General features: G+C 64.0%; 9 protein-coding genes and 1 riboswitch. Of the genes, 8 read left to right on the plus strand and 1 reads right to left on the minus strand.

The window, feature by feature from the left end; all coding sequences use genetic code 11:
- Positions 1-114: 114 nt before the first annotated feature.
- A riboswitch (cyclic di-AMP (ydaO/yuaA leader) is annotated at positions 115-283 on the plus strand.
- A 4-nt stretch (positions 284-287) separates the two neighbouring features.
- From N5P29_RS05100 to N5P29_RS05135, 8 genes are all read left to right on the plus strand, one after another.
- Positions 288-1,019 carry a C40 family peptidase gene (locus N5P29_RS05100; RefSeq protein ID WP_262277570.1) on the plus strand — a complete coding sequence of 244 codons (732 nt, stop codon included), beginning with the start codon at positions 288-290 and terminating at the stop codon, positions 1,017-1,019.
- A 94-nt stretch (positions 1,020-1,113) separates the two neighbouring features.
- Entirely contained in the window at positions 1,114-1,887 is a 774-nt protein-coding gene (locus N5P29_RS05105; protein WP_262277571.1) for an NlpC/P60 family protein, read from the plus strand.
- 217 nt (positions 1,888-2,104) lie between these two features.
- A complete protein-coding gene (locus N5P29_RS05110) occupies positions 2,105-2,605 on the plus strand; it encodes an HNH endonuclease (RefSeq protein WP_144662688.1) in 501 nt (166 codons plus the stop codon).
- A 42-nt stretch (positions 2,606-2,647) separates the two neighbouring features.
- The gene (locus tag N5P29_RS05115) at positions 2,648-3,541 is read left to right on the plus strand and encodes an NTP transferase domain-containing protein (protein ID WP_262277572.1); all 894 of its coding nucleotides are present in this window, start codon (positions 2,648-2,650) and stop codon (positions 3,539-3,541) included.
- Positions 3,538-4,881, plus strand: a complete 1,344-nt coding sequence (locus N5P29_RS05120) for a molybdopterin molybdotransferase MoeA (protein ID WP_262277573.1) — start codon at positions 3,538-3,540, stop codon at positions 4,879-4,881. The genes N5P29_RS05115 and N5P29_RS05120 overlap by 4 nt, the downstream gene beginning before the upstream one ends.
- A gap of 65 nt (positions 4,882-4,946) precedes the next feature.
- Positions 4,947-7,253: an FdhF/YdeP family oxidoreductase gene (locus N5P29_RS05125; RefSeq protein ID WP_262277574.1), complete on the plus strand. Its 2,307-nt coding sequence runs from the start codon at positions 4,947-4,949 to the stop codon at positions 7,251-7,253.
- Position 7,254: 1 nt separating this feature from the next.
- A complete protein-coding gene (fdhD, locus tag N5P29_RS05130; RefSeq protein ID WP_262277575.1) occupies positions 7,255-8,118 on the plus strand; it encodes a formate dehydrogenase accessory sulfurtransferase FdhD in 864 nt (287 codons plus the stop codon).
- 170 nt (positions 8,119-8,288) lie between these two features.
- Positions 8,289-11,318 carry an alpha-mannosidase gene (locus tag N5P29_RS05135; protein WP_262277576.1) on the plus strand — a complete coding sequence of 1,010 codons (3,030 nt, stop codon included), beginning with the start codon at positions 8,289-8,291 and terminating at the stop codon, positions 11,316-11,318.
- A 12-nt stretch (positions 11,319-11,330) separates the two neighbouring features.
- Here the strand turns inward: N5P29_RS05135 and N5P29_RS05140 are convergent, their stop codons facing one another.
- Entirely contained in the window at positions 11,331-12,356 is a 1,026-nt protein-coding gene (locus N5P29_RS05140; protein WP_262277577.1) for a hypothetical protein, read from the minus strand.
- Between the last annotated feature and the right edge of the window lies 1 nt (position 12,357).

A 12,357-nucleotide genomic window follows, 5' to 3' on the forward strand; every position in this document is an offset into this window, starting at 1 on the left:
TTGATGACACGTCTCGTGACCTGAATGTGACATTCGCTTTCAATTGTTATAACCTTCAGAGCGCATCGGCTTTTTAGGGGGCCGATGCACTTGAGTGGATTGCCTAGCTCTGCCACCACTCGAGGTCCGTTCGCAAAATTCGTCTGGCAGGGGCGGGGGAACCACTTTTGGTCTTCGCATGAAGGCCTTGGGGTTAAGTCGCAAAGCTTCCCAGGAAGCAGCGCGGCCGGATGACTCCCATCCGAATCCGACAGCTCACCTCGCAGGCATTGGGAGAGGCTACCTACGTGTCATCACGCACTACCCCTGCGCGCCACCGCGCTGAAACGGTTCGTTCGAACCCGTTGAACACTCTTTCGAAGGCTGTTTCGTCAAACGCCGGTACCGTAGGCCGCCAGGCCGCCGTGCTGGCAGCAGCCTCAGGCCTCGTCCTCACCGTCGGACTGCCGGCCAACGCCGCCGGCACCGATGTCACCACCTCGGAAGTTTCCAGCACCCAGCAGCTGGCTGCCACCGCAGTTGTCACCGCAGAGCCCACAGCCACCGTTTCCTTCGAGAGCCCGGTCGTGGCCACCAAGGAAGCCCCCAAGGTCGTCCAGCGGGCAGCCCAGGTAACCGAGCGCACCGCAGATGACGCCACGGCAGTCACCGCCAAGTCCTCCGAAACCAAGGATTCCGCTGCAAGCGCGGCAGCATCCGGGCTCGCCGCCATCGCCTACACCGGAATCGGCTCCCCGTACGTGTGGGGCGGCACCACCCCCGCCGGTTGGGACTGCTCCGGCTTCACCCAGTGGGTCTACGCGCAGGCCGGCATCAGCATCCCCCGCGTGAACGCCTGGACGGCGATGAAGGCCACCAGCACGCCGCAGCCCGGTGACCTTGTCATGCAGAACGGCGGAGCCCATGTGGGTATCTACGTCGGCAACGGCATGATGATCAGCGCTTTGAACCCCGGACAGGGCACCCTGCTGCATTCCGTGGCTTCCACGGGCACGTCTTCTTTCTTCACCCTCCGCTAAAACACACCGATTCGGGGCTGGCTGACGTACCCCTGCCAGCCGGCCCACTACCCGCAGGTACCCCAACTGCCTGCGGATACGAAAGAGAAAAACAATGACCAGTGCAAACAAAGTTGCACGGCACCGCGCTGAGGCCCCCAAGACCAGCTCGCTTGCCGTGATCGCCAAGGCCGTCAGTGTCAACGCCGGTGGCGTCGGCCGCCAGGCAGCAGTCATCGCCGCAGCTTCAGGTTTGGTCCTGACCAGCGGTATCGCTGCCAACGCTGCTGAATCGAACGTGGACCGCGAGTCGACGGCGACCTCCGCCCTCGACGTCCAGTCGGTTGCCCAGGCCACGATCGCGGCGGACTCCACGGTCGCCATCTCCTACGAGCGTCCTGTTGTCACCACCGTGGAAGCTCCCGCTCCCGTAGTGGAAGAGGCTCCAGCCAAGGTTGAAGCAAAGACGCCCAAGGCCACCACGGCTCCGGCCGCCAACGCCACACTGGCCGTCAACGCCGCAACCCCGGCGCCTGCAGCTCCGGCAGCCTCCAGCGGACTCGGCGCAGCCATTGCTGCCGCCGCCTACGCTCAGCTCGGCGTCACGCAGGACTGCACCATGCTGGTCACCAACTCCCTTGCTGCTGTCGGCATCCACTTCCACGACTGGCCCGCCGGCTACCTCTCCCTCGGCCGCACCGTCAGCGCAGCCGAAGCACAGCCCGGCGACCTCGCCTACTACGCCAACGGCGGTCTTGCCGGACAGGCACACATCGCTGTTTACGTCGGCAACGGCATGGCAGTCCATGGTGGATGGAACGGATCCACCACGGCACTGTTCAGCGTCAACGTCGGCTCCGGACCGGTTTTCATCCGCGTCAACGGCTAGTCATTGACTCCCAGGAACACCCCGCAGGCAGTTGCCGGCGGGGTGTTCTGCTTTAACCGCGCATGAATTTTTGCGGACACTGTGAGCGAATCGACAAATAAATTCGTTGATACGGCATATAAGTGCTTACTCTTGTGTTGTCGATCCACAGCCCGTACATGCAGAGGGCAGCCGGCCCTCGTGCCCCTGACGGGTGCGGCCGTGAAGAGGTACGTGCATGCGCACACTCGTTCTGAATGCTGGATATGAACCGCTGGCGGTTATTACCTTCCGCCGGGCGCTGGTCCTTGTGCTCACTGGGAAAGCTAGCGTAGTGGCCGAAGGCGACGAGCCTGTCGTCGGGCCACAGGAGATTCTCGGACGCCCCTCCGTAATCCTCCTGAACCGCTACATCCGTCCCAAGTACAACAGGATCACTGCCGTGAGCCGTCGCGGAGTTCTTCGCCGCGATGGCCATCGTTGCGCCTATTGCGGGAAAACAGCCCACACCATAGACCACGTCCACCCCAAATCCAGGGGCGGCGCGGATTCCTGGGAAAACCTGGTTGCGGCGTGCTTGAAATGCAATAACGCCAAGAGCGACCACACACTGGCCGAAATGGGATGGAAACTCCGTTTCAAACCCGGTGTGCCCCAGGGAACCATGTGGCAGATCAAAGAACTCGAGAAACCTGCGCCGGACTGGGACCCGTTCCTGTTGCCGGAATCCGCTGCCTGATCGATTTCTGCTCAGCTCCGGCCGTCCGGGTACTCTGGGCGGATGGAGTTCAACGCCGTGATTCTGGCGGGTGGCAGGGCCACCCGCCTCGGTGGCGTGCCCAAGCCATCGTTGAAGTACGACGGCGACACCCTCCTTTCGCATGCCCTCAAGACTGCCCGGGGTGCGGCAGCGGTGGTTGTGGTGGGACCCGGCGTTCAGAATGACTCACTGCCCGAATCGGTGCTGATCGCTCGTGAGGAGCCTGTTTTTGCCGGGCCTGCAGCTGCGATTGCGGCAGGACTGGCAGTCCTGAAAACGAGGCCGCCCTCTGAATGGACCCTGGTTCTGGCCTGCGATATGCCCAGAGCCTCCGAGGGACTGGGCCGGCTGTTGGAGGCGCTCCAGGCGAATCCCACGGTGGAGGGGGCTATGGCGGTATCCGTTGACGGCCGCAAGCAGCCTTTGTTGGGGGTCTACAGCACAGCTGCCTTGGAACGGGAAGTGGCTGTGGCGTCGGCAGGTTCGGGATTAACGGACTCTCCGGTGTTCAGGCTGCTTGCTAGGCTGAACCTGCTGGACGTTGACGTCCCGGCAGGGTCTACGGATGACGTGGATACGTGGGAAGACGCCGCGGCCCTGGGTATTGACTACGAGTTGGAGGCGGACGTGAAGAGCCAGGAAGAGACGCTCGAGGATTGGTGCCGCACATTGCTGCAGGCCTTTGAGCTGGAGGGTGTGGAAGTGGACATCAACGAGGTGCTCGCTGTGGCAGGAGTGGCCGCGCACTCCGTGGTCCGCCCGGCTGCCCCGCTCACTACCTTCATTGCCGGATATGCTGCCGGCATGGCCCGCGGCATCGGCCAGGCCAGCGATGATGCCTCCATGAATGCCGCCTTGGACCTGGCCCGGAAGATTGCCAAGGAGTACTCGGAATCCGGGACTGACGCCGAATGACGGAGGCCCCCGGCGAGGGCCACCACGCGGCGCACACCTGGCAGGAAGCCCGGCAGCGTGCGTTCGACGTCGCCACGCCCATACCGGCCGGTCCGGTCCCGCTGAAGGCCGCCCTTGGCCGGACCCTTGCGTCGGATGCCCTGGCGGTCCAGGACATGCCGCACTACGCATCCTCCGCCATGGACGGCTGGGCGGTGAACGGAAGCGGTCCGTGGATACTCAGTGACCCCGGCCAGAGGCTGGCACCCCACCAGGCAAGCCCGATCGTCACCGGTGGCCTGATACCTCCAGGCGCCAAGGCGGTGCTGCGCAGCGAGAGCGGCGTCATCACCACGGACGACGACGGCCTGCCGCTTCTCGCGCTCGGCGGCGCCGCCAAGCCGGGGGAACCGCGCAACGGCCAACACATCCGCAAAGCCGCGGAAGAAGCCGCAGCTGGGGACGTCCTGCTCAAGGCCGGAACAGTCGTAAATCCCGCGCACATTGCCCTCGCGGCCCTGGCGGGCCTGGACCACCTAGACGTTGTAGGCAAACCCTTGGTCCGGTTCCTGTTGACGGGCTCGGAGGTAGTGGAACGCGGAGTGCCGCAGCCTGGCCAGGTACGCGACACCTTCGGGCCACAGCTTGGTTCCGTGGTGGAACTCCTCGGCGGTATCGCAGGGGAGCAGCTCAGGGTGGGCGACAGCTACGAGGAGTGGCTGGCTGCGCTCCAGGACACGGAGCCGGCACCGGGTGATCCGGACGCAGAAGCGGAGCCGCCTGCCGACGTCGTTATTACCACCGGCGGGACCGGCCGCTCCGGTACGGACCATTTCCGGCGGGCTGTGGCCGAACTCGGAGGCCGGCTGCTGATTGACGGCATCGCTATGCGGCCGGGGCATCCCGCCGTTTTGGCCGAGCTGCCGGACGGCCGCTTCGTGGTGGGGCTGCCGGGCAACCCGTTGGCGGCCATGATGGCCTTGTTCACCATCGGGGCACCTTTGCTTGCGGCGCTGGGGCACCGGCAGCTGGGCGAGGTGGGAGAGGTTCCCTGTGGCACCACCATCGACGCGGAGCCCGGACGGACGCGGCTAATGCCGTTCAAGCTGGTGTACGGCCTGGCATCGCCGGCCCAACACGCGGGGCCGGGCATGATGCGTGGGCTCGCCGGTGCGGACGGCGTGATGGTGGTTCCCCCGCATGGAGTCCAGCTGGGTGAACCTGTCCAGGCTTTCCCCTTGCCCTGGGGGAGGGCGTTGCCCGTGCCCAAATCCCCCGAGGACAAGCCCCGGAAAACGGCCGCGCGCCCGCAGCGGAAGCCGTCGTCGGGACCTGTGGACTGGAGCGGACTGGACGCCTGAGCGCGAGGCGGCTGCAGTGTTACTTGTGGCGAAAACCAGCGGCTGCAAGGTGCAATGATGGACTCATGAACAGGCATGCTCCCGAACAGGACATCAATGAAGATGACCTGCAGATCCACCCGCCCAAACGAGCCGCGGCAGGAGTCAAAGCCGTCACAGTGGCCCTCGAACGCGGCTACGCCCAAGCCGGAGTAACCCGCACTGTCCGTTCCATGCTGAGGGTCAACCAGCGTGATGGTTTCGACTGCCCGGGCTGCGCGTGGCCGGAGTCCATCACCGGACGGCGGAGCCCTGCGGAGTTCTGCGAGAACGGTGCCAAGGCCATCGCCGAAGAAAGCACTACGCGCACTGTTGGCTCACAATTTTGGGCCGACCACTCCATCGCCGAACTTGAAGGCAAAACGGAGTACTGGCTGGGCAGCCAGGGCCGCATTTCGGAGCCGGTAGTGATCAGGCCCGGGGACACGCACTATTCACCCATCAGCTGGACGGAAGCTTTCGCGCTGGTCGGGGACCACATCAACGCCACCACCCCGGATAAGTGCGTGTTCTACACCTCGGGCCGGACAGCCAACGAGACCGCCTTCATGTACCAGCTGTTCGCGCGCAGCCTGGGCACCAACAACCTGCCGGACTGTTCCAACATGTGCCATGAGTCCTCGGGAAGTGCGCTGAACCCCACGATCGGAATCGGCAAGGGCACCGTTTCCCTTGAGGACATCCACCACTCCCAGCTGGTGCTGGTGGTGGGCCAGAACCCGGGAACCAACCACCCGCGCATGTTGTCCGCCCTTCGCGACTGCAAAAACAACGGCGGCAAGGTAGTGGCCGTCAATCCGCTCCCTGAAGCCGGACTGCTGAACTTCAAGGACCCCCAGTCCCTCAATGGCGTGATCGGTGGCGGGACCACCATCGCCGACGAGTTCCTGCAGATCAAGGTAGGGGGTGACTTGGCGCTGTTCCAGGCACTTGGCCACCTGCTCCTGGCGGAAGAGAAACTCAACCCGGGTACCGTCGTCGACCATTCATTCATCGAAAGCCAGACCGAAGGCTTTGACGCCTACCGGCAGGCGCGTTCTGTGCTGGACTGGGAACAAACGGAACGGGCAACGGGTCTGTCGCGGGCCGGGATCACGAAGGTGGCCTCGATGATGGCGGCCTCGAAGGCCACCATCATCTGTTGGGCGCTTGGACTGACCCAGCAGCCGCACTCGGTGGACACACTGCGCGAGATCATCAACCTGCTGTTGCTGCAGGGCAACTTCGGCAAGCGCGGCGCCGGCGCCTGTCCGGTCCGTGGCCACTCGAACGTCCAGGGCGACCGCACCATGGGCATCTGGGAGAAGCCGAAGGAATCCTTCCTTGCCGCATTGGATAAGGAATTCGGCTTCACGATGCCGCGGGACCACGGCTACGACTCAGTGGAAACCCAGCACGCCCTGGAAAAGGGTGAGGTGGATGTGTTCGTGTCCATGGGTGGAAATTTCGCAGCCGCAGGCTCGGACACCGCCGCGTTGGAGGAGGGCCTGAAAAAGGCGGGACTGACCGTTCACATCTCCACCAAGCCCAACCGCGCCCACGTTGTCCATGGCAAAACTTCGCTGATCCTGCCCACGCTCGGCCGCACGGACATGGATGACAAGCACCCCAAGGGCAAGCAGTTCCTTTCGGTGGAGGACTCCATGTCCGTCATCCACAAAACACAGGGCAGGCTGGAGCCGGTCTCCGAACACCTGCTCAGCGAACCGGTGATCGTTGCCCGCATGGCGCAGGCGACGCTGGGGGACGACCACGGCGTGGACTGGCGCGCCATGGCCGAGGATTACGATGTGATCCGGGATCACATCTCCCGCGTTATCCCCGGATTTGAGGACTTCAACACCCGGATCCGTACCAAGAACGGCTTTGTGCTGCCCAACCCGCCCCGGGATACGCGGACATTCGCAACGGACATCGGCAAGGGCCGCTTCTCCGTGCGGCCGCTCGAATACCTGGAAGCTCCCGACGGCCACCTGATCCTGCAGACGATGCGCAGCCATGACCAGTACAACACCACGTTCTACGGCTTGGATGACCGGTACCGGGGTGTCTCGGACGGGCGCCGCGTGATCCTGGTCCACCCGGAGGACCTGACGGAGCTCGGATTCCAGGACCGCGAACTGGTGGACGTTGTTTCCACGTTCTCCGGGTCGGAGCGGCGGGCCAACAAGTTCCGGCTGATCGGGTATCCAACGGCAAAGGGATGCGCCGCGGCGTACTTCCCCGAAGCCAATGCGTTGGTGCACCGTGAGCTGGTGGCCCGGGAATCCAACACCCCCGGCTATAAGGCAATGACTGTACGTTTCGTGAGGCATGAGGAGGTCGGTTCCTGACATGGGACGCGTGACACAGCGCCGGAAGGTGCACAAGTTTGTCCTGGATGGCTCGCCCCAGGCATTGGAGCACCCGGTCCGCTTCAAGGAAGACGTACTCGCGGTGGAGGAGCCCTTGGAAATCCGGCTTGGCGACATGTCGTTCTCGGTGACCATGAGGACCCCGGGGGACGACTTTGACCTGGTGGCGGGTTTCCTTGTCTCGGAGGGCATCATCTGGGAGCCTTCCCAGCTGATTTCAGAGCGTTTTTGCTCGGGGGAGGACGAGAACGGGGTACAGACTTTCAACGTCGTGGATGCCCAGCTCCGCCCCGATGTCGTCCGCCCTGACACGGGCAGGAATGTCTACACGTCCAGTTCGTGCGGCATCTGTGGCACGGATTCCATCGAGGCCGTCCGCAAGTCTTCACACCACAGCCCCAGCGAAGACGACCTCACCCTTCCCGTGGCTGCCCTCGCCGCGCTGCCTGACCGCCTCCGCGAGGCGCAGGCAGTCTTCGACAAGACCGGCGGTGTCCATGCTGCCGGACTTTTCAGAATCCACGATGACGGCAGCACCGAACTGCTCTGCCTCAGGGAAGACGTCGGCCGGCATAACGCGGTGGACAAGGTGGTGGGCTGGGCCTTGCGCTCCGGCAAGCTGCCACTGCGCGGTGCGGTACTCCAGGTTTCAGGGCGGGCATCTTTTGAGCTGGTGCAGAAAGCTGCCATGGCCGGTATCCCGGTGCTGGCTGCCGTCAGCGCGCCCTCCAGCCTGGCGGCGGAACTGGCTGCGGAATCCGGCATCACGCTGGTTGGCTTCAGCCGGGGCGCGAGCCTCAATGTGTACGCCGGCCGCGAAAGAATCGTGGAGCAGGGGGCATAGTGTTGCCCGTGTAAGCGATATCCTCAGGTCACTTGGCTATTGGCCGTGAAGGCCGTAGATTTTATCCATCGATTGGAAACGCGGCGACAACCACGACGCCGTCCTCGCCAGGCACGCCGGCGCCCGGTCATCAAGCCTTGCCACCCAGTCAACGCCAAAAGGGGAATTAATTGCACGACGACCGCCGGATCACTGAACAGCGTCTCGATCGATTCGTTCGGGACCGCATTCTTCCGGCCATTTACGGCAGGGCGATACCGCTGCAACTGAGCAGTTGGGATGCTCCGGGCGAGCCCGTCCCTGCCGCAGACGCGATGCGCCAGCTGTTCACCCCGCAGGAGCCGGGCGCGCCATGGGGCAAGGCATGGAGCACCAAGTGGTTGCGCCTGCAGGGTGAGGTGCCGCAGGACTGGGGGATGTCCGATTCCACGGCCGTGGAGATCATCGTGGACCTCGGTTTCAACAGCGACGTGCCCGGGTTCCAGTGCGAGGGAACCGCCTGGCGCGCCGATGGCAGCATCATCAAGGCTATTTCTCCGCGCAACTACCACGTTCCCCTCAAGCTTCTGGGTGGGGGGCTCTCGGTCGATTTCTATGTGGAAGCCGCGGCCAACCCGGATGTCGCGCAGGGCTGGTCCTTTGCCCCAACGCCGCTGGGGGACAAGGCTACCTCGGGTGACGAGCCGCGCTACCGCCTTGGCCGTATCGCCATTGCCGAACTGAACGAGACCGTCTGGGAGCTCAACCAGGACATCTGGACCCTCAGCGGCCTAATGCATGAACTGCCCATGGAACTGCCCCGCCGCCACGAGATCCTGCGTGCACTCGAACGCATGCTGGACATCATGGACCCGGACGATGTCGCGGGAACCGCCGCCGCCGGCCGGGAAGCGCTGAAGGAGGTCCTGGGCCGCCCCGCCTACGCCTCGGCCCACGAACTTCTGGCAACTGGCCATGCCCACATCGATTCCGCCTGGCTCTGGCCGGTCCGTGAAACCATCCGCAAGTGCGCCAGGACCTTCTCCAACGTCGTGGCGCTCATGGATGAGGACCCGGAGTTCGTCTTCTCTTGTTCTTCCGCGCAGCAGATGGCGTGGATGAAGGAATTCTTCCCTGAGCTTTTCGTTCGCATCCGGGAGAAGGTCAAGGCCGGCCAGTTCATCCCCGTGGGTGGCATGTGGGTTGAATCAGACACCAACATGCCCGGCGGCGAAGCCATGGCGCGCCAGTTCGTCGAAGGCAAGAGCTTCTTCCTCAAGGAGTTCGACATCGAATGCCAGGAGGCCTGGCTGCCGGACTCCTTCGGCTACTCCGGGGCCATCCCGCAGATCGTCAAGGAGGCCGGTTCACGGTGGTTCCTGACCCAGAAGATTTCGTGGAACAAGGTCAACCGCATGCCGCACCACACGTTCTCGTGGGAGGGCATCGACGGCACCCGGTTGTTCACCCACTTCCCGCCGGTGGATACGTACAACGCTGAGCTTCACGGCCGCGAGCTGGCGCACGCAGAGCGAAACTACCGCGATCACGGCCGGGGCACGATGTCCCTGGTGCCGTTTGGATACGGCGACGGCGGTGGCGGCCCTACGCGCGAAATGGTGGCTGCCGCGCACCGAACCGCAGACCTGGAGGGCTCGCCCAAGGTACGGATGGGTACCGCCAGGGACTTCTTCACCAAGGCTGAGGCCGAGTACACCAACCTGCCTGTCTGGGTGGGGGAGATGTACTTGGAGATGCACCGCGGCACGTACACGAGCCAGGCCAAGACCAAGCAGGGCAACCGGCGCAGCGAGCATCTGCTGCGTGAGGCAGAGTTGTGGTGCTCCACGGCGGCGGTCCGTCTCGGCAGCGATTACACGTATCCCCAGGATGAACTGAAGCGGCTGTGGCGGCTGGTGCTCCTGCAGCAGTTCCACGACATCCTTCCGGGCAGCTCCATCGCCTGGGTCCACCAGGATGCCGAGCGGAATTACGAGGCGATCTCCCGCGACCTTGAGCAGATCATTGCGCAGGCGGCCCAAGCGCTGGTGGGAGAAGGCCAATCCGAATTCCTCCTGAACGCCGCTCCGCACCAGCGAAGCGGGGTGCCTGCCCTGGGCGTCGCCGAGACCACCCAACCCGGTGCGGGCGTCCACGTGGAGCAGTCCAAAGGCGGTTTCGTGCTGGATAACGGACTGATCCGGGTTGTCGTGGATGCGAACGGCCTGCTGACCTCGGTGATGGACCATGCCAGTGGCCGGGAGGCCATCGCGCCCGGGCAGGCTGCCAATCTGCTGGAGCTGTTCAGGGACACTCCCAACGAGTGGGATGCCTGGGACATCGAAGAGTTCTACCGCCGTAACGTCACCCCGCTGACCGACGCTGAAGCCGTCGATCTCGAGCGGACCCCGGCGGGCGCCGTCGTGCTGGTCAAGCGCACGGTGGGCGCGTCCACCATTACGCAGCGACTGAGGCTCGACGCCGGCGCAACCTCGCTGGGGATCGCCACCACGGTGGACTGGCAGGAACGCGAGAAGATGCTGAAAATCGCTTTCCCGCTGGATGTCCGCGCGGACCGCTCCGCCTCGGAGACGCAGTTTGGCCACGTGTTCCGGCCCACCCACACCAATACGTCCTGGGAAGCGGCGAAGTTCGAGATCTGTGCCCACCGTTGGATCCACGTGGCTGAACCGGGTTACGGCGTAGCCATCAGCAATGCCTCCAGCTATGGACACGACGTCACCAGGGCGGTCCGCCAGGACGGTGGAACGACGACGACGGTCCGCACCTCGCTGCTGCGCTCCGCCCGTTTCCCGGATCCGGAAGCGGACCGGGGCGAACACACGCTGGAGCTTTCCATCCGGCCTGGAGCGGCGATAGCCGACGCCGTGGAGGAGGGGTACCGGACCAACCTCAAGCCGCGTTTTGTCACCGGCGGGCACGCCGTTGATCCGTTGGTTTCGGTATCCAACCCGGCGATCGTGGTGGAAGCCGTGAAACTGGCCGAAGACGGCTCCGGTGATGTTGTGGTGAGGCTCTACGAATCCCTGGGTGAGCGCTCAGCTGCCCAGGTGAAGCCCGGCTTTGCCGCCACGGGTGTCAGTGCCACGGACCTCTTGGAGCGGGCTACGGAGACCTCCGGGGTCACTGTGGGGGACGACTCCACGGTGCGCCTGGTGCTTCGCCCGTTTCAGTTGGTCACGCTGCGCTTCTCGCGGTAGTCCTCGGGGAGGCTACTCCACCAGCTGAACGTCGACGCTGTCCTTCAGGATCTGTACGCGGGCGGGAATGACGGAGTCGAAGTGCTTGATGTCGGCGGCGACTTCCTTGGAGAAAACATTCTCGATGAGGGAGGGCATCTCTTTGACGCCTGACAGGTAGCGTTTTGCCGCGAAATCGAATTCGGACCGGTTGGCACGGATCCGGGCGTTGACCGCTTTGGCTTCGTCGGCGATTTTCAGCACCTCTTCGCTTGGTGCGTTCCGGGCCTCGGCATCGTCTGCCTTTTTGACCAGATCATCCTTGGCGCGGACGAACTCCGCGTACTTCTCTTCGCCTGCCGCCGTGACCTCGGCGCGTGCCTCGAGGTCGGCCACGTGCTTGTCGAAGGTGCGGGCGAACTCCACGTATGCGTTGTTCTTTGATTGCTTGAGTTCACTGGCTGCCTTGCGGCAGGGAGCCGCTGCCTGGGCCAGGAGGGTCTGGCGTTCCCGCAGTGTGGCCGCTTTGGAGCCCACGAACAAGCCGTTGCATCCAGCGGCGTCATCTTCGCGGAAAAGGCCATCAAACTGCGGGTAGGACTCCACCAAGCCCTCCATGTAATCGAAGTAGCGCTCGTGTGAGTCCACCAGCTGCAGCACCGCCACTCCCACGGGGTTGTCACCGGAGTCGTTCCCCGACTTCACTTCCTGAAGGGCGGAGCGGGCAGACGTGGTGGCCTGCTGGAATTCCTCTTTTTCCTTCTGGCTGTCCTGCACGGCCTGGTCCCGCGAGACAGGAGTGTTGCGGGCTTTCTTGTACGCCGCCAAATATGCGTTGACCGCCGGCTGGATTTTGTTCCGGGCATCACCCAAGGCGTTCAGGCGGTCTTCCTTCAGTGATGCCAGACTTTCCTTCTTCTGCTGGCTGGAGAACTGATTGACAGCCACCAAGGCGGCGGCAGCGATCACCAGTACGGCAACAATGATGCTGATCGCCAAAATAGCCCGACGGCGGGGGCGGGCAGGGGCGGGATTGGTCGCGGGGTGCTCAATCGTCATG

This window comes from Paenarthrobacter sp. JL.01a (genome assembly GCF_025452095.1).
Lineage (GTDB): Bacteria > Actinomycetota > Actinomycetes > Actinomycetales > Micrococcaceae > Arthrobacter.